The following is a 23,554-nucleotide window of genomic DNA, read 5'->3' on the forward strand; positions in this document are numbered from 1 at the left end:
TGGTTCAGTTCTTTAACACTTATCTCGTTCGTTCTTTTTTTACAAAATACCTTAATAGACGAACGTGGGTTCGAAAAAACTGCTTTGTAAACCTGCAGAGACTCTTTTTGTGGTATTTCCCTATTGTTACTTTTGCAGTGATTCCCATAAGCATTAAAACTGCCCCGGTATATCCCGCGGCAATACCTCCGTTAATAAGGAAGTTGAAGTCTTTCAATGCAAAAGTAACCACGACTATAATTACAAACAAAAACACCATATAAGACACAAAACTGCTTGCCATTGCAAGTTTCCAGCTTCTCAGGTCAAAATAACCCGGGACCCGTGAATACTTTTTAATGATACCGTTTTCAGGATAGCTGGAATGGCTGAGTATGTGTGCAGTCCTGGCCCCTATTTCCGGGTGTGTGTCAAATAGTGATATAAATATGTAACTATCCCCCCTGCTCAGGTGCGTATGTGTGCCGAACAGGTGGAAATGGCCGGGGTTAAACTTACTGATAACTGGCTGAAGGGGGATGTATTGTTCAAGAAACTCAAGGTTTTTTGCCAGGACCTTGGGGTTTCTTGTAATTTTGATGCCTTCCGCATCAGCCTCAAATTCCCTTCTTACTGGCCTTGTAAGCTGCACAAGGGTTGCTGCAGGAGGGGCAGCAAGGGCGGTTGCTATAAACCTGAAAACTCTCGGGGCCGGGTCCTCTGGCTGCCCGAAGCCTGAAAGAATCGATCCCCACATCACAAGTTCCGGAAAGGTCATTATTAAGCCTGCAAAAAGTGCCGTGACCGTGTTCAGGCTTACATCCCTGTTTTTTATGTGCCCTATTTCATGGGCAAGAAAAACTTCCAGGTTCAGGTCATCAAAGGTTTTCAGCATCGCCGTTGAAATGGCAATGGATGCATTGCTCCCGTTTTTAACCGTAAACATCACAGGGATTTCAGATTCGAAACTGTACAGGTCGGGGGCTCTTACCTGGGCTCTTGAAGCAAGGGTTTCAAGAATAGTGTACAACAATGACCTCTCATTCCGCGGGACCTTTTGTGCCTTATACCATTTGAGGACCCATCTGCCGCTTGAGAGGTAGATATACACGCTTAAGATGGCCATTACAAGGGCAACGGCTGCCGTAGCAGGGACGCTGCCTGTAAGTGCTGTTGAAATAATAAAGAGAGCTGTAGGTAGTACAAAATACAGGGATGCTTTAAAATTGTTGTTTATAGTAACCCCCTCATACTATTTTGAATCTGATTAAAATTATGCTAATAGCTTAATATGAAACTTTCGATTTTTACTCTTCCTGTTTATGGGCAGCAATTTTAGAAAAGTACACAAGCTTGTAATGCATTTTTTGGAAAAGATGTTCTTATGATAATTTAGTTTCACATCCCTGTATACTGAATTTCTATCGGGACTTTCATATTAATATTTAGAAAGAATTATATGTTTTCAACGAGTTAACTTATTTCACAATGCCAAACTTCAAAAAATGTATTTTTGTTGAAGATTTGCTTGCAGTTACTTTTCTTTCATGTCTGGGGGTTGTCTTCGTACTTGTCCCTCCATTCAATGAAACTTTTCTCCGGATCCCAATAGCTCTGTCTCTCTTCTTTTTCGTTCCTGGCTATACTTTTATAGCTGCACTCTTTCCGGGGAACAAAGAAATTAGCGGCATTGAACGTTTTACATTAAGTGTAGGTTTCAGTCTTGTACTCACGGTTTTTGACGGCTTTTTAATAAGCCTGCTGCCCTGGCGCTACAGGCCTGCCCCAATCGTTGTGTCAATCCTGGGGATGACAGTGTTTTTTTGCATAATCGCATTTTTTACAAGGAAGCACCTTGACGAAAGTGAGCAGTTCTCATTCTCTGTTAAAGAATTCATACGATCCATTCAGTCAGATGATCTTGCTGAAACTGATGAGACCGATGAGGCAGTAGAAGTATCATCGGATTCAACTGAAACCAGGCGTTTCCACAGGTCCAGAAGCAAGGTCAAAGCAAAAGGTTTAAAACACAAACCCGGTCCAAAGGTCGGTCAGATACCTCTCCCTCCCGAAATTGAAAAAGCTCTCGTAATTGCCCTGGTCGGTTCGATAATAATCGCAAGCGGGATGCTTGCATATGCTAAAATTACCCGGGAAAAGGAAACCTTTTCGATGTTGTATCTCCTGGGACCGGATGGAAAAGCTGAAGGCTATCCTTCAGAGAGTTTCATTAATATCCCTATTACGGTTACTGTGGGAATAGATAACCACGAACTTCAGGACGTAAACTACATCTTGCAGATGAAAATAGATGGGGGGGTAATTGAAGAACTGAATATCCCCCTTAAAGAGGGGGGAAGCTGGCAGAAGGACCTGACATATACCCGCTATGAGTTGAAGAACAGTCGGTCAAAGCTTGAGTTTGCGCTTTTTAAAGATGAAATCTCATACTTCCCCTACAGGACTGTCCACCTCTACATACAGAACAACAACTCCTTCACTCATCTTGGTGATGATTATGGAGATATTTCTAAGCTTCCGAAAATTAAAAACGGAGACATGGATTTTGCTTCTGGATGGGCTTTTACCTCAAACACCGAAAATATAACCGGTTCTTATGTGAATGATTCCGGTTTGAATTCCTCTGCTGCGTACCGCATGGTAAACTCATACGAGGGTCTTCTCCCAATGTATACGGTAGAGTACGGCGAACTTTCCCAGAGACTTGAGTGTGAGGAAGAAACCCTTGCCGTAATCTCAGCTTCTGTCAAAGATAACTTCAGCTCCAAATCCCAGGCACAGGGTGATTCTCAGTTCAAGCAGATTGCTGTAGACGGGAAAGTTTTCTGGGAAGACAGTGTCTCTGGAGATGAAGGCTGGCAGCGCATTGAAGTTCCGGTTTCCCTTAAGGCAGGCAAGAACAACCTTACTCTGCGTTTATTGCAAAGAGGAAGTTCCGAACTTGTCCCCCTAGAAGTGCTCTGGGACAACATTTCTCTCAAGCCCATCAGGGAACTCTCCCCGTACCTGGAAGAAGGTTCTCTCGTCGAAAACATCCCTCCGGTTTCAAAGGTGCTTGAACTTCAGCCTTACTCCAGCAAAGAAAGCTTCACGGTCCGGTGGAACGGGACGGACGAAGGTTCCGGGATAGCTTACTATTCTATCTCCTATAGTGTTGATGGGACCACCTGGAAACCCTGGATTGAAAAAACCAACCTGACTTCTTCCATATTCTCGGGAGTAAACAACAGGACATACTATTTCCGTTCAAAAGCCGTTGACAAGGCCGGCAACGTGGAACCCGAGCACGAGACTCCGGACACAATGACTGCAGTTTACACTGAGCTCCCAAAAATAGAGCTCGATATTACTCCAAATCCCTGCAAGGGAAGTGCATGGTTCACAGTAACATCTTCCGTGTCTCTTGAAGACCAGTTCTGTCTGGTTGGGCTGGAAAATATGGACCCTGAAGTTGTTAAGATGACTTCTTCGGACGGGCTTATCTGGAGGGGCAGTTATGTAGCAAGACATAACGGCATCTATTACGTAGAAGCAGTATGCACGGATGTTTTTGGCACGACAACCTCAACTTTTGATGAGTTGCTTGTTGAGAATTCCCTTGCTAACTTTGAGATAGAGGTCAACCCCGAGATTATTGACAGGGGAACAATTGAGATTAAGGTTACTCCCTCAACAGCCTTAAAGAGGCAGCCTTATGTCTCCATATCAGCCAATGAAGATATCGATGTCACTTATCTCACTTATTCCGAGGATGGGGAGTACATCTACACAGCTAAAATCACCCGGGCTATAGATGAAGGAACGCACAAAGTCTCAGTAACCGGATATACTTTGGATTCTGAAAAATTGGAAGGTTCAAGCTCATTTGTAGTCGAACACGCTGATTGAATAGGGTTTTAGTCAGATTTTATTAATACTCATCTAAGATTAAAATTATTCATGTTTCTTTCTGTTTTATGCATTTCATTTTTAACGCAGGTTCTGGGTAATAATTGGAGCATTTCCCTTTTTAAAGTTTCATTATATAATCTTTATTGTTTTTCCCAAATTTTGTAATACGTTATTGCTCATGAACTGTATATTCACATCTTCTACTTCCTTCTTACAAATTTTGAAGTAACAACGTAAAGAATGGGTGTTAATATCCTATATATTTATTTAATTATTTTTTTATTGTGTGTTCGTAGCATTTCGTTTTTTACAAACAGTTTCAAATCTTTATTTTTATATTTTTTTTGAACAACCTTTTATACTTTTGTACAGTACATTCTTAATTGTAAATTAATGGATGAATATTTCTTCACAATATTATTTGTGAAGTATGTCCCTCCAAATGGCACAAAAACGCATGAATATTTTTGGTGTCATATAACAAATTTAGATGTGTGGAACTTAGACCTATTCCCTTAGAATCTGATCGTGGGGGCCAGTTACTGAAAGTTCATTTACAAAAATGACTCTCAAATTTACTAAAACGATAAAATGTTCCTTTAGAGTTAGAGATTTGATCAATAACTCCCCCGCTGCCAAAATATTGGAGTAGTAAAAAATCATTCGCTGAAAAGGGGTTGTTAAATATGAAGAAGTCAATATTGTTACTGGCAAGTGCTTTGCTCATGCTGTCTCTTGCCGGGTCTGCAACGGCTAGCCCGTCTTTTATGTATACGAATCCGGGTGATATCTACTTTAGTCCTTCATCAATAGGATATGCGGCAGTCGTAGTTTGGGACATTAACTGGGATGATGCCCAACCTAATCCTGGACATCATAATAGGATTGCCTCATTGGAACCTGAAGTTGACAATCTAGAAGCGCGGCTAATTATCAAAACAAGTTCTGGCGATTTCGTCACCAACTGGGCAACCAAAGGCAATCCAGTAAGTGTAGTTTATAATACCGAATATAATAATTACGTAGATAAAGGTGTTTCTGGATTTAGTTCAGAGGACGAAGTTTCATATAGATTAGAAGTACAAGGATCCGCAACAGGTCAGATTATATTACGCGATAAGTTTGAAACTGACGGTAATGAGGGGAGTGATTCCGCATGGGCGAGTCCTAGGGCTCAAGTCCCTGAATTCCCGACCGTTGCCCTCCCTGTAGCCGCAATCCTCGGACTTGTCTTCATCTTCGGGCGCAAGAAAGAAGGGTTATAAGCTCATAACTTCTAATCCCTCTTTTTAAATTTTTACTTTTTGTAATTGATGTTTTTATTTGCAAGTGGGGTTAGTGTGTTTTGAAAGTAAAACGGTATCATTGATTCCCGAAAAATTGCTGATTTGAAGAATGAAAGGTGGTATCCGGATGGAATACATACGGAAAACTTGCCCGATCTGTGGGAGTGAATTTGTAGTCCTTAAAAGTGTGGAGGATAAGGCAGTTTACTGCACCCTCGCGTGTCTTTCGCTAGCCCGGGATAAGCTTGGGGAGCTCAGTTTTGCTGCCTGCTGATAACGTAATCTTTACAGTTATCGGGTTAATACAGTGGTTTTTTCTTATGGTGTCCGGGGATTAAATTTTTCTCAAGGGCACAATTTTATCTTTTTTTATGGATTACTTTTTCATGGGTTAATATTATTTTTTTATTGTATTTCTTATTTTTTGAACACAGTTTTTATAAACAAGAACGTACTATTTTTAGTATCCTTTTAAATTAATTAAAAAGGGGAATATTATAATGGTAAGTGTCGGTCAGGAATTGCTGAACGTTCCCTTCGGGGATATGATCAAGGAAATGGCCCTTGCGATTGCGGAAGGGCAGATGGCGCTCGACATGAACTCGGTCCAGGTTGCACAGGCCCTTGCGGCTACCGAACTGGCTCCCGGGAGTGTTGTGATGTATATCGAGGAAACCGTGGACGAAGACGGGAACGTCACGGCAAGCAGAGTGGTCACAAACGATGCCCCCATGTCGCTTCTGACCTACGGGCTCGAGCCGCGTTTCTATGAATTCACGGAGTCCATCATTGAGGTCAAGATGACAATTTCCATGATGAGGGAGACTTCTGCCGAAATGAATTACTCCCGGGAATTCAAGTTCACAAACACCTCAAAGGTCACAGGCAGCATGGAGTCCGGCGGGCTTTCAAAAATCCTCTTCGGAAAGGCAAAGGTAACTGCCGAAAACACAAACACCGTTGCTTACACCTCCACTTTTAATGCAAAGTACAGCTCCAAGTACACCTTCAAAGAGGAAGGGACAAGCCTGCTCAGGACAACCCTCAAGCCGGTCCCTGCACCTGAAAGGTCCATCCCGAAGATAACCGTTAAGGCCCCGTCGGGCGGGTCAAGCTGAGCCTTCCGGGCAAAAAGCTCCTTACTGCCGGCAGGCCACTCAATTTTTGAAGGGTGAAGTGCCGGCAGCTGCAGTACGGCCGTCTTAAGGCTCCCTGTGGGGTCCGGCTGTGCTGGTACATTTTTTCATAACTCGTTTCAAGGAGTTGTTAATGTGGTTAAAAATGGGGAAGAGATCGAGGAAGTACTGATCACCCCCCTCGCCAGGCTTCTGGGCGAAGTCGGGCGTTCCGTGGCCGAGACCCAGAGGACTCTTGACCGGAACTCCATCAAGACCCAGCTTGAGATTGAAGAAGACGAGGGCCTGAAAGACTACGACATTCAGGCAACCTGGTACCATATCCCGGAAGTTGACCTCGAGCTTAAGATGTCGCTTACTATGAAGCTGGAAGAGGAACGGGATTCCAAAAACCTGGTGAGGGGTTATAAGCCGGTGCTCAATGCCGCGCCCTTGAATGCCTCGTACAACTCCCTGTATAGTTACGACGTGCGGGGTTCGAGCAGCATTAAGGCAAAAATCGTATCCATTCCGGCGTCTTCAAAGCTCAGGGAGGAGTAAAGCCCTTTCAGGAGGAGTGGAATGATGAATTTAAGTGAACTCAGGAACAATCTGGAGGTATTCAGAAAGTCGGGGGCAATAAACAGCGCAAGTTATACCACCCTTGCAGCTTCCCTGAAAGATGCGGAAACAGAGCTTGAGTCGGTGCAAAAGGAAGCTTCCGTTAACAAAGAACTTTCAAGCAAGCTGCTTGGGGAAAAGCTGACCCTTGAGCGGGAAAAGCTTGCCCTGTCAGTCCAGGTGGAAAAGCTTTCCAGGGAGAAGGCAGTGCTCGAGTCCCAGGTTTCTGTACTCCAGAGGACCAGGCCTGCCCTGTCGCCGGCAAATCTCGTGAGCACTTTTCGGGCTTCCCTGGAACAAATGGATAAAGGGCTCAAGACGGCACCTTCGGGGACAAATTACCAGGTCAGCAGTATGACCGTGAGCCTGAAGACCAACCTTGCCCTTGAGGGAGAAGAACTGAGGTTCCAGATGCCAAAGGCAGACGACATAATCCTTCCGGAAAACCTCAGCACGATAGAATTCTCCTTAAAGGCGGTCCCCCAAAAGCCGGACCTGACTTCATACGGGGAAGTCCCGGACCTGATCGGGCTCTTGCAGGAAACAGCCGAAGGCAAACTGCTGGAAGCAGGCTTCAAGGTAGGAGAAGTCCTGAAAAAGGAAAGCAGTGCCCCGCAGGGCACGGTCATAGCCCAGCTCCCCTCCGAAGGGTCACTGGCAGAACCCGGCGCAGTTGTGGACCTTGTAATTTCGGGAGCCTCTCCCGTGGAAGTCCCAAACCTTCTGGGGCTTGAGCTTGAAAGTGCAAAACAGGCCCTTGAAAAAACCAGGCTCCGGCTTGGCGGGGTCAGGGAACAGCCCTCGGAAGGAAAAGCTGGGGTAGTGCTTGCCCAGAGCCTCAGGGCAGGTTCGAAGGTAGACGCAGACTCAAGCCTGGTCCTTGTGGTTTCAAGTGATGTCCTTTCCGTCCCAAACCTGCTCGGGCTTGAGCTCGAAAGCGCCAAACAGGTCCTAGAAAAGTCCCTGCTCCAGTTAGGCGGCGTCAGGGAGCAGCCCTCGGAAGGAAAAGCCGGGGTAGTGCTTGCCCAGAGCCTCAAGCCCGGGACGGAAGCAAAAGTAAATTCAAGGATAATGCTTGTGGTTTCCACTGAAATTAAAAAAGAGACTCCTGAGATCATCGTCTCTGAAAAGCCGAAGAGGACTTTTCCTGAAACCATTGTAAAACCGGCATCCGGAACTGTCGTAAAGCCTGTTGCGGAAACTACTGTAAAGCCTGTTGCAGAGACTACTGTAAAGCCTGTTGCAGAGACTACTGTAAAGCCTGTTGCGGAAACTACTGTAAAACCTTCGACTGAGGAGCCCTCCAGGGTTTCGACAGAGCCTGCATTCAAGGCCCCTGTTGAGACTCCTGCTAAAGTTTCGACTGAAATTCCTGCTAGGGTTTCAGCTGATACTTTGCCAAAAAGGGTGGTTTCCGAACCTTCAAAGCCGGAAGTAAGGACTATTCCCAACGTTGTTTCCCAGCCTCTTGAAAAAGCGGTTTCCCTTCTCGGAGGCGAAGGGCTGAAAGTAGGAAAGGTCTCTGAACTCTTAGCCCGGTCTCCTGCAGGAACAGTTATCAGCCAGAGTCCCAGGGCCGGTTCCATAGCCAACCCGCTTATCCCTGTGGACCTTGTGGTTTCCAAAGGGATGCCGGCAATTAACCTGGACAGGAGCAGCATCTCTGGCATTTCCAGTCTGAGGCGTTGATCCTAAAATCTACCCTGAAGGTTTTTTCCATGGTTCTGGAAACGCATCTGATAAAGATTTCCCCGGACGCCTCCCTCCCCCAGATTCAGGAAGTTCTCAAAACTGTCCTTATGGTGGGTGGAAGGATCGAAATGGCATCCGGGAAGACCATCATAGCGAGCTTCGACAATGCATATTCCGATCTTGTCAAGAAAAAGAAAGGTGTAGAGCTTGTTGGTGCGGTGAACTTCAGGGGACGAAAGATTCAGAAAGTCGTAAAAAAGGTTTCCAGAAAGGAAGGATCGAATTCTTAATTAATAGGGGAATTTTTCTAATTCTCCTTCTTTTTTATGCTTCCTAACTTATCTACCCTTTCTACCCTTTCTATCCTTTTATATCCCTATTGACTTCCTAAAGGTACTTTCTGTATGAGGTTAAAATTACTTGTTATGTGTTTTCATCCTGATGTAGTATTAATATCGCGGGAAAATTCCGTTGATCCCTGGTTAATCGGTTGACGTTGTCCGGAATATCCGAAAATGGCGGTTTTCCCCCTTTTCTCCCTGCGGCTGTAGTTTGCCTGCCATTCAGGAAATATAAAACAATGATTTAACTTATACGACCTAACTCCGGTGGTAAATTATCTGGAGCATGATCGAAAATACGATGGAGACGTGTTTCGGGATGTATAATGTTGGGTCCGCATCTCTGAATATTGTATTATGATCGGTGTATCTCTGAATATTGTATTATGATCGGTGTATCCCGGAGTATTATATTATGGTCGAATATTATGGTCGAATATTATGGTCGAATATTATGGCATGACCAATATTATGGTCATGTCGGGCTCTTTTCGAGCGTATTCTGACCAATTATTTTTTGTACTATTGGAGGCTGCCTGTATAGCACTGGGGCCCGTCGTTTGGTGAAACAAAATTGGGGTGACCTGGACTGAACCGGGTATTGAGCACCTGGCCTCGCGTTAGGCTATACTGGACTGTGGGTAAATTAAACTGAATTGCTGGTTGGGCTATATTGGACTATATATCAATATTGCATTCTTTGCGTCCCGGCCTTCTTGATTAAAATTACTTACATTTATCCCAATTGTTGCTGATTATTCTTCCTTATCTTCCCTTTTTTTCTGCAAAGGGTTTATATATTAGATGTGCTATCTAAAGGCAAAGTACATCCGAGATGTGATGATATATGATGCTTCAGGCACCTGTGGTGCTTGAAATCAGTATCTGAATGATCAATGTGATGCTTTAGCACTTACATCCCGGGAATTTCCGGGTGATACGGGCTTTCTGTCATCATTTATGGCTGGATGTCCGGCAGTGAAGAAATCCAGTGAGAAACGTCGGATCAACATGAGTGTCAAAGGGCCAATGCTTTGAAACGCCCGCTTTTGGCGCCACAGGGGCGCCTAAAATCGCACGAAAATGTTTATGTTTTCGATGAGTTGCGGTAGCAGTTGCTGAAATACTGAATGTTTCAAGTCAGGGCTCGGAGAGCCTGGATTTGGGTCTGCCAGGATCGAGAATGCAGTCCTCAATCTCATATCTCCTGCTGAGACAGCGGGCAGAAGGGCTGAATATCTGCAGATGCCTGAAGGAATTAGGGTACTATAGAGCGCATTGCTCTGGCCTGCCCGAGGCTTTATGCCAGGCAGGTCTGGAAAAAATCCCTCCCCCCCTGGTAGGTTCGGGGAATCCAGTGCATTTCTCTTTTGACACTCAGGTTGTGCCGACCGGAGGGGCTGGTATTTTTCAATTGAAATCTACGGAGTAGAAATATGGCAAGCATACACCGACCAAAACGAGGTTCTCTCGCATTCAGTCCGCGCAAAAGAGCCAAGAGCCACATTCCACGGTTCAGGGCCTGGCCGGATGCTGCGGGTGAGCCAAGGCTGCAAAGCTTTGCAGGGTATAAGGTGGGTATGACCCACGTGATCATGGTTGATGATATTAAGAACAGCCTTACCGCAGGTATGGAAATTTCCGTGCCGGTAACTGTCATCGAAACTCCTGCAATAAGGGTCGCAGCTATCAGAGTTTACGGAGAAGACAGCTCTGGTGAAAAGGCAATCGCAGAAGCCTGGGCAGCAGACCTTGACCCGGAACTTGAGCGCAGGATCCCTATACCGGGTATTGAAAGCCCTGCCGAAGCCCTTGATAAGATCGGCAAACTGATCGAAGAAGGCAGTGTAAGCGACATCAGGGCGATTACCTACACCCTGCCAAAGAGCCTGACCGGTGTCCCTAAAAAGGTACCCGACATCATGGAATCCGGAATCAGCGCCCGGGATCTCAACACCAAATTCGAGTATGCAAAATCCATCCTGGGCACTCTTGTAAACATTAACGATGTTTTCAAGAACGGAACCCTTGTCGATACCGCTGCGATTACCACAGGTAAAGGTACGCAGGGTCCTGTAAAGCGCTGGGGTATCAGCCTCATGAAAGGCAAGCACTCCAGACAGGGCAGCCTCCGGCAGATCGGTACTCTTGGTTCCTTCCGTCCTTCCCACGTCTCCTGGCGCGTGCCACAGATGGGTCAGATGGGTTACCACCAGAGGACCGAGTTCAACAAGCGCATCCTGAAAATCGGGGCCGATGGCGAAGAGATCACTCCAGAAGGCGGGTTCCTTAACTACGGACTGGTCCGCGGGGACTACGTGCTGATTAAAGGCAGCGTACCCGGGCCTTCCAAGAGGCTTATAAGGCTCAGAGACCCGATCAGGGCAAAGAAAGCCGACCTCGGAGAACCCAACATCCTCTACGTAAGCAGAGAGTCCAAGCAGGGGTGAAGTAAAATGGCAACAGCAAAAACCATAGACCTTTCTGGAAACGTTGTCAGGGAAATTGAACTCCCGGCTGTGTTCGATGTGGACTACCGGCCTGACCTTATCAAAAAGGCAGTGCTCGCAGCACAGGCAAACAGGCTTCAGCCCTACGGTCCCCGCCTCTATGCAGGAATGGAAACTTCTGCAAGGTCCTGGGGTTCCGGAAGAGGTGTCGCCCAGATTCCCAGGCTTGTAAACAGCAGCAGGGCCGCAAGAGTCCCGCAGGCAAAGGGAGGACGGAGAGCCCATCCCCCAAAACCCGAAACTGACAGGACTGAGAAGGTCAACACTAAAGAACGCCGCTATGCAATCCGCTCTGCAATCGCAGCAACCCGGGACCCGACCCTTGTAAGCCTCAGAGGTCACGTCTTTGAAGCCGAGCTTCCTGTTGTAGCTGACAATGCTCTCGAAAGCCTGGAAAAGACAAAGCAGGTAATTGACTTCCTTCTGGCCGCAGGCGTCTACGATGACGTTCTCAGGGCTAAGTACGGAAGGCACATCAGGGCAGGGCGCGGGAAACTCAGAGGCAGGAAATACAAGCACAAAAAGAGCATCCTGATCGTCGCAGGGGAAAATTCTCCTATCCTGAAGGCTGCAAGAAACCTCTCAGGGGTTGACGCAGTGACAGTGGATTCACTTAACGCCGAATTGCTCGCTCCGGGTACGCATGCAGGGCGCCTTACCATCTGGACTGAAGCCGCAATTGAGAAGCTGGAGGGCGCATTCCAATGAATTCCGTTAAATATCCGTTTGTTACTGAAAAAGCGATGGTGCTGCTGGACGAAAACAAGCTCCAGTTTATCGTGGACACACGGTCAAACAAGCATCAGATCAAAGATGAAGTTGAAAAGCTGTACGGTTTCAAGGTGAATTCCGTGCGGACCATGACCACCATGAAGGGTCTGAAAAAAGCAATCGTGGCCTTTGAGGAAGCTGAAGCTTCTCACGAGATTGCGACCCGAATCGGACTGGTGTGAGGTGTGAGGTATGGGTAAGCGACTCATTTCACAGAACCGGGGTAGAGGTACACCGACCTACAGGGCTCCTTCCCACAAGTATAAAGCAGACCTGAGGCACCCCCGGGTAGATGAAAACACTTCCCTTGCAGGGGAAGTCATAGGCATCGAACATGATCCGGCCCGCTCGGCTCCTATCGCAAAGGTAGCTTTTGAAAACGGGGAAGAATTGTTCCTCCTGGCCTCCGAAGGCATTGCAGTCGGGGACAGGGTTGTCTGCGGAGAAGAAGCCGACGTAAAGCCAGGCAACATTATGCCTATCGGAAACGTCCCGGAAGGTATCCTGGTCTGTAACATCGAATCAAAGCCGAATGACGGTGGCAAGTTTGTCCGCTCCTCCGGAGTATATGCAACCGTTGTAAGCCATGAGCCTAACAGGACTGCAGTGGCCATGCCCTCGGGCAGCATTAAATGGCTGAACCCCAGCTGTAGGGCAACCATCGGCATTGTTGCAGGTGGAGGCAGAGTGGACAGGCCCTGGCTCAAAGCCGGGAAAAAGTATCACAAGATGAAAACCAGGGCTGCAAAGTATCCCAGGGTTTCATGTGTTGCCATGAACCCGCGTGACCACCCATTCGGTGGAGGCGCCTGGAAGCACCCGGGAAGACCTACCACAGTCAGCCGAAACGCCCCGCCAGGAAGAAAGGTCGGGTTGATTGCAGCAAGAAGGACCGGAATGAAGCGCTGAATAAGGGGTATTCGTTATGGCAAAAAAAGTAGCATCAAGGTTACCGAAGAGAAAGGGTGAGTATACCTACCGCGGAAAAACCGTCGCAGAACTTCAGGAGCTCAGTCTTGAAGAGTTCGCGGAGCTTCTGCCTGCCAGGGAACGCCGGAGCATCAAGCGCGGTTTTTCCGAAGAGCAGAAGAAAGTCCTGCATGGGTTTAAAGAAGGAAAGAATGTCCGGACCCACCGCAGGGACATGGTCATCCTTCCCGAAATGCTCGGGCAGACTGTCGAAATCTACAACGGGAAAGAGTTTGTAAGTGTAGAACTCCAGCCTGAAATGGTCGGGCACCGCTTCGGAGAATTCGCACCCACAAGGTCAAAAGTTAACCACGGCAGTGCCGGTGTGGGAGCAACCCGTTCAAGCAAGTTCGTACCGCTGAAGTGAGGTGAAAGGGAATGGCAAGAATCAATTATTCAGTTAATGCAGACCCTGAGGTCACCTCTAAAGCGATGGGTTCTGAACTTCACATTTCTCCCAAGAAGTCCCGTGAGATCTGCTGGAAAATAAAGGGCATGAAAGCTGTAGAGGCAAGGAAGTACCTCGAGGACGTAATTGCTCTGAAGCAAGCTGTACCTTTCAAGAGGCACAGCGAAGGGGCAGGGCACAGGAAAGGCCCCATGGCCGGAGGCAGATACCCTGTCAATGCCTCGAAAGAAATCCTGAAGATCCTCCGAAATGCCGAGAGCAATGCAGAGTACAAGGGCCTTGAACCCTCTAACATGTACATTGCTCACGTGGCCATTAACCGGGGAAGGGTAATTCACGGTTTCATCCCGAGAGCCAGAGGAAGGGCCACTCCCAAAAACACAGATACTGTAAACATCGAGATGATTCTGTCCGAGGTGCGCTAAATGGCAATCGAGAGAAAGTTCGTCAATGACGGGTATGTCAAGGCCTCCATGAACGAGTATTTTGCAGAGCAGCTCAGCAGGGCCGGATACGGCGGCATGGAGCTTAACAGGACCCCCATGGGCACCCAGATTATTATCTACTCCGAAAAACCGGGAATGGTAATCGGGAAAGCCGGAAAGGTCATCAGGAAACTTACCCGGGACGTTGGGACCAAATACAACCTCGAAAACCCGCAGATCGATGCCCAGGAAGTCAAGAAGCCGGAATTAAATGCCCAGATGATGGCATCCAGGCTTGCATCTTCCATCGAAAGAGGCTGGTACTTCCGCAAGGCCGGGCACAACACCATCAGGGCCGTCATGAATGCAGGCGCCCTGGGCTGTGAAGTCGTGATCTCCGGAAAACTCACCGGAGCCAGGTCAAGGGTTGAGAAGTTCGTAGACGGGTACATAAAGCACTCCGGAAAACCTGTAGATGAGGTTGTGGATGAAGGGTTCGCAGTAGCTATCAAGAAGCTCGGAACTCTTGGCTGCAAAGTCAGGATCATTCAGCCTGGAGTAGTCCTGCCCGACTCTTTCCGGATTAAGGAACCCGGCGAAGTCGTCGAAGCCGCCCCTGAAGTTGCGGAAGTTGCCGAAAAAGAAAAAGCGGCAGTAAAACCCAGGGCCCCTGAAGCAGCCAAAAAGGCAGTTGAGGAAACCCCTAAAGTGACTGAAGTTGCGGAACCTGAAGTAACAGAAGAAGAGCTTGAAGCCGAGGTCCCTGAGGACGAAGAAGCCGAACTCATCTATGTCGAAGGGTCGGACGAAGTCCGCAGGCAGGTCAGCGGTGTCTGGCAGCACAAGCACGAAGGCTACGACTACTGGCATCCCATGGCACGGGTACACAAGGAGGCTAAGGAATAATGGCAATCCTCAGGAGCAAAGATATCCGGACCATGAAAGCTGAAGAACGGGCCGATGAGCTGGAAAACCTTAACAACGAACTGGTCAGGGAACGTGCCCTTACCTCTGCAGGAGGGGCACCAGATAATCCGGGACGGATCGGAGAGATCAGAAGGACTATTGCCCGGATAAAGACCATTCAGCATGAGTTAAATGATATCTAAAGTGGAAATTTCGCCTTCGACCCTCATCTTTCACGAATTGATAGGGCTCGATGTTAAGGTAATTCTTTCCACTAATCCAGCACTGATAGGAATCCGGGGACGCGTGGTTGACGAGACGAAAAATATGCTTGTCATAGAAAATGCGGAATCCCGGATACTGAAAATTCCAAAGGCGGATTCGGAATTTATCTTCCGGATCCCTGCCGAGCTCTCAGAAAAAGGCCGCAGATCCGAAACATTCGTAAAAATTCAGGGAAACCTGTTGCTCTCACAACCCGAAAATCGGATCAAGAACATCAAAAAGTTACGCAAATGGGGCTAAACTCATGGCAAGAGATATTGGATTAAACATACCGGCGCCATCAGAGGAATGTGACGATGCATATTGTCCCTTCCACGGTACACTCCCGGTAAGAGGTCAGATCCTCGTGGGAACCGTGGTCAGCAGCAAGATGGACAATACGGTAGTCATCGAACGGAAATACATGAAGATGGTGTCGAAATACCAGAGATATGAAAAGAGACGCTCGAAGATTCATGCACATAACCCGCCGTGCATTTCCGCAAAAGTCGGGGACATTGTCACGATTGCGGAATGCAGGCCTATAAGCAAGACCAAGTCCTATGTGGTCGTCAAAGCGGAGGTGCCCAAATGAAAGGCATACGTTCCAACATCCCTCGCGCCCTTAACGCAGGGGCCAAGATCCCTTGTGTGGACAACACCGGGGCCAAGGTCGTTGAGATCATCTCCGTGAAGAAGTACCGCGGCGTCAAGAACAGGATGCCCTGCGCAGGAATTGGGGACATGTGCGTCGTGTCCGTGAAGAAAGGCACACCCGAAATGAGGAAACAAGTCCTCCTTGCAGTGGTGGTCCGCCAGAAGCAGGAGTTCCGCCGCCCGGACGGGCTGCACGTCTCCTTTGAAGACAATGCAATGGTGATCACGGACGAAGATGGGATTCCCAAAGGCACGGACATAAAGGGCCCGGTTGCCAGGGAAGTTGCTGAAAGGTTCCCGAAGATCGGGACAACCGCATCCATTATTGTCTGAGGTGATAGCGATGGTCTCTAAACAGCCCAGAAAGCAGAGAAAGGCAAGATACACCGCTCCTCTTCATATCAGACAGAAATTTATGGGTGCAAGGCTCAGCGAGGAACTCTCCAAGCAGTACGGGACAAGAAGCGCTGCACTCGTCACCGGTGACACCGTAAAGGTCATGCGTGGAGACTTCAAGGGCACGGAAGGGAAGGTCCAGTCCGTATCCCTTAAGGACGGAACCATTAACGTGGACGGAGTCATTTCCACCAAGGTGGACGGCACCGAAGTCCCGAGGCCCATCTATCCATCCAACGTCATGATCACGAAGCTGGAAATGAAGGACGGGCGCAGAGCGTCAAGCATCAAGAAGTGAGGCAGGTGATTTTGTGACACACCAGAAAAGATTATCAGTTCCAAAGAGCTGGAAGGCAGGTAGAAAGGGTAACAAGTGGGTCTCCACCACCCGCCCTGGACCCCACAGCCAGGCACGCAGTCTTCCACTCGGGATCATAATCCGGGACGTTCTCAAGCTTGTGGACAACAGCAGGGAAGGGAAAAGGGTCCTCTCCGAAGGCAAGATCCTTGTAGACGGGATTCCCAGAAAGGACCTTAGGTTCCCGGTAGGGCTCTTTGACGTAATTTCAGTTCCCCTCATGAACGAGGCATACAGGATGCTTCAGGATGAAAAGGGACGCCTGACCCTCCACAAGTTGAACGAAACGAAAGTAAACAAACTTTGCAGGATCAACAACAAGAACACCCTCAAAGGAGGGAAAGTCCAGCTTAATCTTAGTGACGGGACCAACATCCCCGGCTCCAACGAGTACGGTACCAAGGACTCCCTTATCCTTTCCATTCCCGACAAGCAGGTCGTAAAGCACCTGGAGTTTAAGGTCGGCAACCTTGCAATGGTTGTAGGCGGCCAGCACTCCGGGGAAATCGGAAAGATCAAGGAAATCAAGGAAGTCAAGAGTTCCAGGCACAACATGGTTACAATTTCCGGGGAAACCGAATTTGAAACCATTGAAGACTACGTGATTGTGATTGGCGAGGACAAGCCTGAGATCCGCCTTGGTGGTGAGCTCCATGAGTAACCCGATGCGCACTCCTGTGGTTGAGAAAGTGATCGTCCACATGGGCGTAGGGGAAAGTGGCCAGCACCTGGTAGATGCGGAAGAAATCCTCCGGACTATTACCGGGCAGGGAGTCGTAAGGTGCTTTGCCAAGAGGACCCTTCCGGCTTTCGCTATCAAGAAGAACGAGCCTATCGGCTGTAAGGTAACTCTCAGAGGCGAAAGGGCCGAGGAGTTCCTGGAAACAGCTCTGGGGATCGTCGAGAAAAGCCTTGCCAGGTCCCAGTTTGATTCCCTCGGGAACGTCTCTTTCGGGATTGAAGAACACACCGACTTCCCGGGTATGAAATACGACCCGAACATCGGAGTTTTCGGAATGGACATTATCGTTGTGCTCAAGCGCCCCGGAGAGAGGATCAACAAGAGAAGAATCGCAAAAAGAAAGATTCCTACGGGCCACAGGGTTACCGTAGATGATGCGATCGCCTTCCTGAACGAAAGCTATGGCGTGGAGGTCATGTAAATGGTAGAGACGAAAAAGACGTTCGGAAGAGGAGCAAACGAGTGTAAGCGGTGCGGAAGGAAGCAGGGTTTGGTTCGCAAATACGGCATATACCTCTGCAGGCACTGTTTCAGAGATATTGCCCACGAGATGGGCTTTGAGAAATATTCATGAGGTGATGAAACATGGTTTTACTTGATCCTCTTGCAAATGCCCTTTCCACCATCAAGAACGCTGAATCTGTCGGGAAGAGCTCCTGTGTTATCAGGCCTGCCTCAAAAACCATCGGCAATGTGCTGAAGGTTATGCAGGACCTTGGTTACATCGGTGAGTTCGAATATATCGATGACGGAAAAGCCGGTGTTTACAGTGTTTCTCTCGTGGGAAGGATTAACAAGTGCGGTGCAATCAAGCCGCGGTATTCCGTAGGAGCCGACAGTTTCGAGCGCTCGGAAAAGCAGTTCCTGCCGGCAAAGAACTTTGGTGCACTCATTGTGACCACTTCAAGCGGAGTCATGTCCCAGTACGAGGCCCGTGAGAAGAAGATCGGCGGACAGCTTCTTGCTTATGTGTACTGATCGGGGAGGGAGCACAAGAAATGGCAAAGGAAATTGCAAAGAAAATAAAGATTCCTGAAGGAGTCTCCGTCTCCATTTCCAGGGATGTCTTTACTGCCACGGGCCCCAAAGGTACCATTGAAAGGAAGCTCTGGTACCCTGGGATCAGTATTGACGTAAAGGAAGATGAGGTCCTTGTGGACGCCGAATTGTCCAGAAAGGAGCAGAAGGCCATGGTGGGAACTTTCGCTTCCCACATCAGAAACATGGTCAAAGGCGTAAACGAGGGCTTTGAGTACAAGATGACTGTCGTGTACGCCCACTTCCCTATGCAGGTAAAAGTCGAAGGCAACACATTCGTGATCGGGAATTTCCTTGGAGAAAAGAAGCCAAGGGTTGCAAAAATTCTCGGAGGGACCAAGGTAAAGGTCAGCGGAAACGAAGTAGTTGTCTCCGGAATCAGCAAGGAAGATGTTGGCCAGACTGCGGCAAACATCGAGCAGAAGACCAAGATCAAGAGGTTCGATCCCAGGGTCTTCCAGGATGGAATCTACATTGTCCAGAAGGCCTGAGGTGGTAATGATGGCAGAAGAATTCAATGAAAATGAAGGTACTTCAGTTTCCACCCTTGATATGGATCCTGAATCCAGGCGCTTATTCAATGTGAGAAAGGTCCAGAAGGGGAAGAAGCCCCAGTTCAAGAGGACCTGCAGCCACAAGTTCAAGAGGCTTGACTCTAACTGGAGGCGCCCCAGAGGTCTTCAGGGCAAGCAGCGCAGAAAATACGTTGCAAAAGGTGCCCTCGCACAGGTAGGGTATGGAAGCCCTGCTGCTGTAAAAGGCCTGCACCCCTCGGGTTACACCGACGTGCTGATTTCCAGCATTCCCGAACTTGAGCTTGTTGACCCCTCTTATGAGGCTATCAGGATCGCAGGGAAGGTAGGTACAAAGAAGAAAGCCGTGATCCTGGCAAAGGCTGAAGAGCTCGGGATCAAGGTGCTGAACCCCGGAAGAGGTGAATAAAAATGTCAAACCTGTCCAACCAGAGGAAGTTAGCTTCCAGGATTCTTGAATGCGGGCTTGACAGGGTATGGCTTAACCCCGAAGCCTCCGAGGAAATCGCTTCCGCAATCACAAGGGAAGATGTCCGCGGGCTCATTGAGAACGGCACGATCAAAGCCAAGCCAATCAAAGGCGTGAGCAGAGGCAGAGCCAGAGCTCTTGCTGCTAAACGTAAGTACGGACACCGCAAGGGCCACGGTTCGAGAAAGGGTAGAAAAGGGGCCCGTACTCCGAAGAAGGAACAGTGGGTCAAAAAGATCCGCGCCCTGAGGAGAAGACTCAAAGAGCTGCGTGCAGACGGAGCACTTGAAAAGTCCGTGTACTGCAGGCTCTACAGGAAGGCAAAAGGCGGCGAATACAGAAGCGTTGCTCACCTTGAGTCCCACCTTGAGTCCGAAAAACTGTTAACAAAGGAAGAAGCTAGATAAACGGAGGAGCTGAAGATGGCAACAGGACCAAGATATAAGGTTCCTTTCAGAAGACGAAGAGAAGGCCGCACCAACTATCACCTGCGCCTCAAGTTACTGCTTTCAAAGCGGGACAGGGTAGTCGTGAGAAAGAGTGCGAGGAACATTCAGATTCAGTTAATAGCTCCGACTCCGGAAGGGGACTTAACTTACTCCTCGGCCGTTTCAAGTGAACTTGCAAAGTACGGCTACACCGGATCTACCGGGAATACAACAGCTGCATACCTGACAGGGCTCCTGTTCGGGTTAAAGAGCCTGCAGAAAGGCTATGAAGGAGGCGTGCTTGACATCGGGCTCCAGGCTTCCTCTGCGGGTTCCAGAGTCTATGCTGCCCTTAAAGGGATTGTAGACTCAGGCTTTGAAGTCCCCTGCAGCCCTGAAGTTTTCCCGTCGGATGAGAGAATCCGGGGAGAGCACATTGCAGAGTACAGGGAAGAAAGCTCAGACCTGCCAGAGCAGTTTGAAGCAACCAAAGAGAAAATCTTTGCTGAGTTTAGTTAAGGTGATTAAATGGCATTCGAGGAAGAATGGGTTCCGAAAACCAGGCTTGGAAAGTTGGTTGTCGAAGGACAGGTTGCTTCTATGGAAGAGGCAATCAAGTCAGGCCTGCCTATAAGGGAACCCCGGATTATTGATATGCTCCTTCCGGATCTGGAAGACGAGGTTCTCGACATCAACATGGTCCAGAGGATGACTGACTCCGGGCGCCGTGTCAAGTTCAGAGCAACCGTGATCGTCGGAAACAGGAACGGCTATGTGGGGCTCGGGCAGGCAAAGGACGTGCAGGTAGGGCCTGCAATCCGCAAGGCTATTGACGCCGCAAAGCTCAACATTACCTACATCCGCAGAGGCTGCGGGTCATGGGAATGCGCCTGCGGGCTGCCGCACACCGTGCCTTATGAGGTCAGCGGAAAGGCAGGCAGTGTTACCGTTACCCTGATTCCGGCCCCGAGAGGGCTCGGAATCGCTGCCGGGAACACCGCAACCAAGGTGCTGGAAAAGGCCGGTATCAAGGACGTGTGGACCAAGACCTACGGGACCACCAGGACAACTCTTAACTTCGCAAAGGCTACCTTTGATGCCCTGGCCCAGGTCAATGTGGTGAGGCTGCCTGTGAACTACGGTAAGGAGGAAGCCTGAGATGTATGCAATTGTTAGAGTGAGAGGCCAGGTAAATGTCCGCTACACAATAGAGGACACCATGAAGATGCTTCGGCTGCACAAGGTCAACCACTGTGTGCTTGTGCCCGAAACTCCTCACTACAAGGGTATGGTCCAGAAGGTTAAGGACTACGTTGCATACGGGAAAGTTGATGCGAAGGCGCTTGCGGAAATCCTCGAGAACCGCGGCAGACTTGAAGGCGACACCCGCCTGACCGAGGAATACGTCAGAGAAAACACTGACTATGACTCAATTGAAGCCTTTGCTGAAGCCGTAATCGAAGGAAAGGCAACTCTTAAGGACATCCCCAAACTGAAGCCTGTTTTCAGGCTTCACCCGCCCAGAAAAGGGCACGCAGGGATTAAAAGGACCGTTCAGCAGGGCGGAGTTCTCGGGAACCACGGTGAAGATATCAACGTGCTCCTGCACAAGATGAGATAAGGTGGTTGGAATGGATATAAAGAAGTTCAGAGGATCCAGGACCTGCGGAGGAGGCACCAGCAAGAACAGGCGTGGCGCCGGAAACCGTGGAGGCCGCGGGAAAGCCGGTGGCTGCAAACACCATTTCGTAAGAGCTATGATGAGGGGATACAGCTACGGGAAGCACGGTTTCAAGCGACCTGAGGAAGTATCCAGAGACGTTTCCATAGTTAATGTGGGCGAACTCGACGAACTTGCTCCCTATCTTGTTGAAGAAGGACTTGCAGAAGTCAAGGATGGGGCATACCACATCAACCTTGAGAATCTCGGGATCGAGAAAGTACTCGGAAGCGGACGTGTCACGAAGAACCTTGTGGTTACTTCGGAAGAGTTCTCGGCATCTGCCCGCGAAAAAATCGAAAATGCAGGCGGAAGCTGCATTGACGCCGAATAAGTAATGTCTTCCTGACATTACTTATTTTTCATTCTTTTGGCATTACTTTTTCATATGAGATAAGCTATATACCAAGGTGTTTGTAGTAAAATATAGCAAAAGTAACTTCCACATATTTTCAACAGTATCAATAAAATTACATTTTGAAATGGTGTAATCGATGACTCTCAGGGATACGTTAGAACCGTTTTTTAACAGGTTACCTGCAGTCGCAAGTCCGGAAAAACATGTCCACTTCAAGGATAAGCTCTGGTGGACCCTGGGGATTCTGGTGCTGTACTTTGCTCTGGCAAACGTGCCGCTTTTTGGAATGTCTCGGGATTCGATCGACCTCTTTGAATCATACCGCGCTTTCTTTGCCGGGGCTTCAGGGTCACTGATCCTCCTCGGTATCGGGCCAATTGTCACGGCTTCCATCGTCCTGCAGCTCCTTGTTGGGGCGGATATCATCAAAATGGACCTCTCGGACCCTAAAGATCAGGCATTCTTCCAGGGAGGCCAGAAGTTCCTTGTCCTGGTCATGATCATTCTGGAAGCCCTGCCGCAGCTTCTTGGCGGGTACATCCAGCCGGACCCCGGGCTTGCGACTGAGCTCGGTGTAGGCCTGGGAGTAATCACCTTCCTGCTCCTTGTCCAGATCTTTATCGGAGGCGTTCTGATCCTCTTCATGGACGAGGTTGTTTCTAAGTGGGGTATCGGTTCAGGTGTCGGACTTTTCATCGTCGCAGGAATCTCACAGCAGATAGTTACAGGGATTTTCAACTGGCAGCTTGACACTTCGGGGCTTCCGGTAGGACTGATCCCCAAGTGGATCTACATCGCCCAGAATGTAGGGGCAGACTACCTGTTCTCAGGCGAGGGACTTATGTTCCTGCTTGTCAGGGGAGGAATCCTTGCGCTCTTGAGCACGGTTGTCATCTTCCTGCTTGTGGTCTTTGTAGAGAGTACGAGAATCGAAATTCCTCTCGCCCACAGCGCGGTGAGGGGTGCCAGGGGCCGTTTCCCTGTAAAGCTTGTGTATGCATCCGTCCTCCCCATGATCCTTGTAAGGGCCCTTCAGGCCAACATCCAGATGATCGGGATCATCCTCTATAGCAGAGGGATCACGTTCCTTGGGGAATTCAGCGGTTCAAAACCCCTCAACGGGATTATGTACTACCTTGCGCCCATCAACAGCCCCTATGACTGGATTCCGTCCCTTGTACGGGAATCTTTCGCAGGGTACGGGGCTCCGGCTCCGGCCTTCTGGCAGATCGGGCTCCACGTCTTTGCTGACGCCGTGATGTTGATCGGGGGCGGGATTATCTTTGCCCTCTTCTGGATAGAAACCACAGGCATGGGTGCCAAACCCACTGCTCAGAAGATCTTCAACTCCGGAATGCAGATCCCAGGGTTCAGGAGGAACGTAGGCAGCATTGAAAAAGTCATGCAGCGGTACATCCCAAAGGTCACCGTGATCGGAGGTGCCTTCATCGGGCTTTTGACTCTGGTTGCAAGCCTGCTGGGTACCCTGGGAAGTGCTGGTGGTACCGGTCTCTTGCTGACTGTGAGTATTGTCTACCGCCTGTACGAGGACATAGCTTCCGAGCAGATGATGGAAATGCACCCGATGATCAGGTCCTTCTTCGGGGAGCAGTAAGGGTTGATACCTTAAACCTGCAGCAAAGGAATCTAGCAAT

General features: G+C 48.9%; 33 protein-coding genes. 32 read left to right on the plus strand and 1 reads right to left on the minus strand.

The genetic code is table 11. The annotated features are described in order from the left end of the window. Positions 1 to 19 precede the first annotated feature (19 nt). The gene (locus FTO70_RS07545; protein ID WP_255335133.1) at positions 20 to 1,105 is read right to left on the minus strand and encodes a M48 family metalloprotease; all 1,086 of its coding nucleotides are present in this window, start codon (positions 1,103 to 1,105) and stop codon (positions 20 to 22) included. Here FTO70_RS07545 and FTO70_RS07550 point away from each other — a divergent pair. From FTO70_RS07550 to secY, 32 genes are all read left to right on the plus strand, one after another. Beyond that, on the plus strand, positions 1,098 to 1,250 hold the full coding sequence (locus tag FTO70_RS07550; RefSeq protein ID WP_255335134.1) for a hypothetical protein: 153 nt from the start codon (positions 1,098 to 1,100) through the stop codon (positions 1,248 to 1,250). The two genes, FTO70_RS07545 and FTO70_RS07550, sit on opposite strands and share 8 nt — an antisense overlap. A gap of 217 nt (positions 1,251 to 1,467) precedes the next feature. Beyond that, positions 1,468 to 3,888, plus strand: coding sequence for a DUF1616 domain-containing protein (locus tag FTO70_RS07555; RefSeq protein WP_255335135.1), 2,421 nt, complete (start codon positions 1,468 to 1,470; stop codon positions 3,886 to 3,888). Positions 3,889 to 4,577: 689 nt separating this feature from the next. After that, the gene (locus FTO70_RS07560) at positions 4,578 to 5,156 is read left to right on the plus strand and encodes a PEF-CTERM sorting domain-containing protein (protein WP_255335136.1); all 579 of its coding nucleotides are present in this window, start codon (positions 4,578 to 4,580) and stop codon (positions 5,154 to 5,156) included. Positions 5,157 to 5,304: 148 nt separating this feature from the next. Continuing rightward, a complete protein-coding gene (locus FTO70_RS07565) occupies positions 5,305 to 5,451 on the plus strand; it encodes a hypothetical protein (protein WP_255335137.1) in 147 nt (48 codons plus the stop codon). A gap of 226 nt (positions 5,452 to 5,677) precedes the next feature. After that, complete coding sequence (locus FTO70_RS07570) at positions 5,678 to 6,295, plus strand: hypothetical protein (protein ID WP_255335138.1); 618 nt, start codon at positions 5,678 to 5,680, stop codon at positions 6,293 to 6,295. 153 nt (positions 6,296 to 6,448) lie between these two features. Next, on the plus strand, positions 6,449 to 6,853 hold the full coding sequence (locus tag FTO70_RS07575) for a hypothetical protein (protein ID WP_255335139.1): 405 nt from the start codon (positions 6,449 to 6,451) through the stop codon (positions 6,851 to 6,853). 24 nt (positions 6,854 to 6,877) lie between these two features. Then, positions 6,878 to 8,602 carry a PASTA domain-containing protein gene (locus FTO70_RS07580; protein WP_255335140.1) on the plus strand — a complete coding sequence of 575 codons (1,725 nt, stop codon included), beginning with the start codon at positions 6,878 to 6,880 and terminating at the stop codon, positions 8,600 to 8,602. A gap of 29 nt (positions 8,603 to 8,631) precedes the next feature. Continuing rightward, a complete protein-coding gene (locus FTO70_RS07585) occupies positions 8,632 to 8,895 on the plus strand; it encodes a hypothetical protein (RefSeq protein ID WP_255335141.1) in 264 nt (87 codons plus the stop codon). 1,487 nt (positions 8,896 to 10,382) lie between these two features. Then, positions 10,383 to 11,396, plus strand: coding sequence for a 50S ribosomal protein L3 (gene rpl3p, locus FTO70_RS07590; protein WP_255335142.1), 1,014 nt, complete (start codon positions 10,383 to 10,385; stop codon positions 11,394 to 11,396). Between the two features lie 6 nt (positions 11,397 to 11,402). Continuing rightward, positions 11,403 to 12,164 (plus strand): 50S ribosomal protein L4, encoded by a 762-nt coding sequence (rpl4p, locus tag FTO70_RS07595; RefSeq protein ID WP_255335143.1) that lies wholly within the window; start codon positions 11,403 to 11,405, stop codon positions 12,162 to 12,164. Continuing rightward, positions 12,161 to 12,409, plus strand: a complete 249-nt coding sequence (locus FTO70_RS07600) for a 50S ribosomal protein L23 (RefSeq protein ID WP_255335144.1) — start codon at positions 12,161 to 12,163, stop codon at positions 12,407 to 12,409. Before rpl4p ends, FTO70_RS07600 begins: the two co-directional genes overlap by 4 nt. Positions 12,410 to 12,419: 10 nt before the next feature. Beyond that, entirely contained in the window at positions 12,420 to 13,136 is a 717-nt protein-coding gene (locus tag FTO70_RS07605; RefSeq protein WP_255335145.1) for a 50S ribosomal protein L2, read from the plus strand. A 16-nt stretch (positions 13,137 to 13,152) separates the two neighbouring features. Next, positions 13,153 to 13,563 carry a 30S ribosomal protein S19 gene (locus FTO70_RS07610; RefSeq protein WP_255335146.1) on the plus strand — a complete coding sequence of 137 codons (411 nt, stop codon included), beginning with the start codon at positions 13,153 to 13,155 and terminating at the stop codon, positions 13,561 to 13,563. Positions 13,564 to 13,574: 11 nt separating this feature from the next. After that, on the plus strand, positions 13,575 to 14,030 hold the full coding sequence (locus FTO70_RS07615; protein WP_255335147.1) for a 50S ribosomal protein L22: 456 nt from the start codon (positions 13,575 to 13,577) through the stop codon (positions 14,028 to 14,030). Continuing rightward, complete coding sequence (locus FTO70_RS07620; RefSeq protein ID WP_255335148.1) at positions 14,031 to 14,936, plus strand: 30S ribosomal protein S3; 906 nt, start codon at positions 14,031 to 14,033, stop codon at positions 14,934 to 14,936. Further along, positions 14,936 to 15,139 carry a 50S ribosomal protein L29 gene (gene rpmC, locus FTO70_RS07625; protein WP_255335149.1) on the plus strand — a complete coding sequence of 68 codons (204 nt, stop codon included), beginning with the start codon at positions 14,936 to 14,938 and terminating at the stop codon, positions 15,137 to 15,139. Before FTO70_RS07620 ends, rpmC begins: the two co-directional genes overlap by 1 nt. Continuing rightward, positions 15,129 to 15,461, plus strand: coding sequence for a ribonuclease P protein component 1 (gene rnp1, locus FTO70_RS07630; RefSeq protein ID WP_255335150.1), 333 nt, complete (start codon positions 15,129 to 15,131; stop codon positions 15,459 to 15,461). Before rpmC ends, rnp1 begins: the two co-directional genes overlap by 11 nt. A 4-nt stretch (positions 15,462 to 15,465) precedes the next feature. Further along, complete coding sequence (locus FTO70_RS07635; RefSeq protein WP_255335151.1) at positions 15,466 to 15,795, plus strand: 30S ribosomal protein S17; 330 nt, start codon at positions 15,466 to 15,468, stop codon at positions 15,793 to 15,795. Next, a complete protein-coding gene (gene rpl14p, locus FTO70_RS07640) occupies positions 15,792 to 16,190 on the plus strand; it encodes a 50S ribosomal protein L14 (protein WP_255335152.1) in 399 nt (132 codons plus the stop codon). The genes FTO70_RS07635 and rpl14p overlap by 4 nt, the downstream gene beginning before the upstream one ends. Positions 16,191 to 16,200: 10 nt before the next feature. Continuing rightward, positions 16,201 to 16,551, plus strand: coding sequence for a 50S ribosomal protein L24 (gene rplX / locus FTO70_RS07645; RefSeq protein ID WP_255335153.1), 351 nt, complete (start codon positions 16,201 to 16,203; stop codon positions 16,549 to 16,551). 13 nt (positions 16,552 to 16,564) lie between these two features. Continuing rightward, complete coding sequence (locus FTO70_RS07650; RefSeq protein WP_255335154.1) at positions 16,565 to 17,272, plus strand: 30S ribosomal protein S4e; 708 nt, start codon at positions 16,565 to 16,567, stop codon at positions 17,270 to 17,272. Then, entirely contained in the window at positions 17,265 to 17,774 is a 510-nt protein-coding gene (locus FTO70_RS07655; protein ID WP_255335155.1) for a 50S ribosomal protein L5, read from the plus strand. The genes FTO70_RS07650 and FTO70_RS07655 overlap by 8 nt, the downstream gene beginning before the upstream one ends. Then, positions 17,775 to 17,927, plus strand: a complete 153-nt coding sequence (locus tag FTO70_RS07660) for a 30S ribosomal protein S14 (RefSeq protein WP_255335156.1) — start codon at positions 17,775 to 17,777, stop codon at positions 17,925 to 17,927. Between the two features lie 11 nt (positions 17,928 to 17,938). After that, a complete protein-coding gene (locus FTO70_RS07665; RefSeq protein WP_255335157.1) occupies positions 17,939 to 18,331 on the plus strand; it encodes a 30S ribosomal protein S8 in 393 nt (130 codons plus the stop codon). Between the two features lie 20 nt (positions 18,332 to 18,351). Continuing rightward, positions 18,352 to 18,882 carry a 50S ribosomal protein L6 gene (locus FTO70_RS07670; RefSeq protein ID WP_255335158.1) on the plus strand — a complete coding sequence of 177 codons (531 nt, stop codon included), beginning with the start codon at positions 18,352 to 18,354 and terminating at the stop codon, positions 18,880 to 18,882. 10 nt (positions 18,883 to 18,892) lie between these two features. Next, the gene (locus tag FTO70_RS07675; protein WP_255335159.1) at positions 18,893 to 19,333 is read left to right on the plus strand and encodes a 50S ribosomal protein L32e; all 441 of its coding nucleotides are present in this window, start codon (positions 18,893 to 18,895) and stop codon (positions 19,331 to 19,333) included. A gap of 2 nt (positions 19,334 to 19,335) precedes the next feature. Then, positions 19,336 to 19,800, plus strand: a complete 465-nt coding sequence (locus FTO70_RS07680) for a 50S ribosomal protein L19e (RefSeq protein WP_255335160.1) — start codon at positions 19,336 to 19,338, stop codon at positions 19,798 to 19,800. A 15-nt stretch (positions 19,801 to 19,815) separates the two neighbouring features. Further along, positions 19,816 to 20,340 carry a 50S ribosomal protein L18 gene (locus tag FTO70_RS07685; protein WP_255335161.1) on the plus strand — a complete coding sequence of 175 codons (525 nt, stop codon included), beginning with the start codon at positions 19,816 to 19,818 and terminating at the stop codon, positions 20,338 to 20,340. A 9-nt stretch (positions 20,341 to 20,349) separates the two neighbouring features. After that, the gene (locus FTO70_RS07690; protein ID WP_255335162.1) at positions 20,350 to 20,979 is read left to right on the plus strand and encodes a 30S ribosomal protein S5; all 630 of its coding nucleotides are present in this window, start codon (positions 20,350 to 20,352) and stop codon (positions 20,977 to 20,979) included. 1 nt (position 20,980) lies between these two features. After that, positions 20,981 to 21,442, plus strand: a complete 462-nt coding sequence (locus FTO70_RS07695) for a 50S ribosomal protein L30 (protein ID WP_255335163.1) — start codon at positions 20,981 to 20,983, stop codon at positions 21,440 to 21,442. Positions 21,443 to 21,452: 10 nt separating this feature from the next. Next, a complete protein-coding gene (locus tag FTO70_RS07700; RefSeq protein ID WP_255335164.1) occupies positions 21,453 to 21,875 on the plus strand; it encodes an uL15m family ribosomal protein in 423 nt (140 codons plus the stop codon). A gap of 160 nt (positions 21,876 to 22,035) precedes the next feature. Continuing rightward, positions 22,036 to 23,514 (plus strand): preprotein translocase subunit SecY, encoded by a 1,479-nt coding sequence (secY, locus tag FTO70_RS07705; RefSeq protein ID WP_255335165.1) that lies wholly within the window; start codon positions 22,036 to 22,038, stop codon positions 23,512 to 23,514. The last annotated feature ends 40 nt before the right edge of the window (positions 23,515 to 23,554 follow it).

Source organism: Methanosarcina sp. KYL-1, from assembly GCF_024372725.1.
Lineage (GTDB): Archaea > Halobacteriota > Methanosarcinia > Methanosarcinales > Methanosarcinaceae > Methanosarcina.

Coding starts and splice junctions, on each gene's coding strand:
- FTO70_RS07550 (WP_255335134.1), top strand. CDS start 1,098: ATGGCCATTACAAGGGCAACGGCTGCCGTAGCAGGGACGCTGCCTGTA.
- FTO70_RS07545 (WP_255335133.1), bottom strand. CDS start 1,105: ATGGCCATCTTAAGCGTGTATATCTACCTCTCAAGCGGCAGATGGGTC.
- FTO70_RS07555 (WP_255335135.1), top strand. CDS start 1,468: ATGCCAAACTTCAAAAAATGTATTTTTGTTGAAGATTTGCTTGCAGTT.
- FTO70_RS07560 (WP_255335136.1), top strand. CDS start 4,578: ATGAAGAAGTCAATATTGTTACTGGCAAGTGCTTTGCTCATGCTGTCT.
- FTO70_RS07565 (WP_255335137.1), top strand. CDS start 5,305: ATGGAATACATACGGAAAACTTGCCCGATCTGTGGGAGTGAATTTGTA.
- FTO70_RS07570 (WP_255335138.1), top strand. CDS start 5,678: ATGGTAAGTGTCGGTCAGGAATTGCTGAACGTTCCCTTCGGGGATATG.
- FTO70_RS07580 (WP_255335140.1), top strand. CDS start 6,878: ATGAATTTAAGTGAACTCAGGAACAATCTGGAGGTATTCAGAAAGTCG.
- FTO70_RS07585 (WP_255335141.1), top strand. CDS start 8,632: ATGGTTCTGGAAACGCATCTGATAAAGATTTCCCCGGACGCCTCCCTC.
- rpl3p (WP_255335142.1), top strand. CDS start 10,383: ATGGCAAGCATACACCGACCAAAACGAGGTTCTCTCGCATTCAGTCCG.
- rpl4p (WP_255335143.1), top strand. CDS start 11,403: ATGGCAACAGCAAAAACCATAGACCTTTCTGGAAACGTTGTCAGGGAA.
- FTO70_RS07600 (WP_255335144.1), top strand. CDS start 12,161: ATGAATTCCGTTAAATATCCGTTTGTTACTGAAAAAGCGATGGTGCTG.
- FTO70_RS07605 (WP_255335145.1), top strand. CDS start 12,420: ATGGGTAAGCGACTCATTTCACAGAACCGGGGTAGAGGTACACCGACC.
- FTO70_RS07610 (WP_255335146.1), top strand. CDS start 13,153: ATGGCAAAAAAAGTAGCATCAAGGTTACCGAAGAGAAAGGGTGAGTAT.
- FTO70_RS07615 (WP_255335147.1), top strand. CDS start 13,575: ATGGCAAGAATCAATTATTCAGTTAATGCAGACCCTGAGGTCACCTCT.
- FTO70_RS07620 (WP_255335148.1), top strand. CDS start 14,031: ATGGCAATCGAGAGAAAGTTCGTCAATGACGGGTATGTCAAGGCCTCC.
- rpmC (WP_255335149.1), top strand. CDS start 14,936: ATGGCAATCCTCAGGAGCAAAGATATCCGGACCATGAAAGCTGAAGAA.
- rnp1 (WP_255335150.1), top strand. CDS start 15,129: ATGATATCTAAAGTGGAAATTTCGCCTTCGACCCTCATCTTTCACGAA.
- FTO70_RS07635 (WP_255335151.1), top strand. CDS start 15,466: ATGGCAAGAGATATTGGATTAAACATACCGGCGCCATCAGAGGAATGT.
- rpl14p (WP_255335152.1), top strand. CDS start 15,792: ATGAAAGGCATACGTTCCAACATCCCTCGCGCCCTTAACGCAGGGGCC.
- rplX (WP_255335153.1), top strand. CDS start 16,201: ATGGTCTCTAAACAGCCCAGAAAGCAGAGAAAGGCAAGATACACCGCT.
- FTO70_RS07655 (WP_255335155.1), top strand. CDS start 17,265: ATGAGTAACCCGATGCGCACTCCTGTGGTTGAGAAAGTGATCGTCCAC.
- FTO70_RS07660 (WP_255335156.1), top strand. CDS start 17,775: ATGGTAGAGACGAAAAAGACGTTCGGAAGAGGAGCAAACGAGTGTAAG.
- FTO70_RS07665 (WP_255335157.1), top strand. CDS start 17,939: ATGGTTTTACTTGATCCTCTTGCAAATGCCCTTTCCACCATCAAGAAC.
- FTO70_RS07670 (WP_255335158.1), top strand. CDS start 18,352: ATGGCAAAGGAAATTGCAAAGAAAATAAAGATTCCTGAAGGAGTCTCC.
- FTO70_RS07675 (WP_255335159.1), top strand. CDS start 18,893: ATGGCAGAAGAATTCAATGAAAATGAAGGTACTTCAGTTTCCACCCTT.
- FTO70_RS07680 (WP_255335160.1), top strand. CDS start 19,336: ATGTCAAACCTGTCCAACCAGAGGAAGTTAGCTTCCAGGATTCTTGAA.
- FTO70_RS07685 (WP_255335161.1), top strand. CDS start 19,816: ATGGCAACAGGACCAAGATATAAGGTTCCTTTCAGAAGACGAAGAGAA.
- FTO70_RS07690 (WP_255335162.1), top strand. CDS start 20,350: ATGGCATTCGAGGAAGAATGGGTTCCGAAAACCAGGCTTGGAAAGTTG.
- FTO70_RS07695 (WP_255335163.1), top strand. CDS start 20,981: ATGTATGCAATTGTTAGAGTGAGAGGCCAGGTAAATGTCCGCTACACA.
- FTO70_RS07700 (WP_255335164.1), top strand. CDS start 21,453: ATGGATATAAAGAAGTTCAGAGGATCCAGGACCTGCGGAGGAGGCACC.
- secY (WP_255335165.1), top strand. CDS start 22,036: ATGACTCTCAGGGATACGTTAGAACCGTTTTTTAACAGGTTACCTGCA.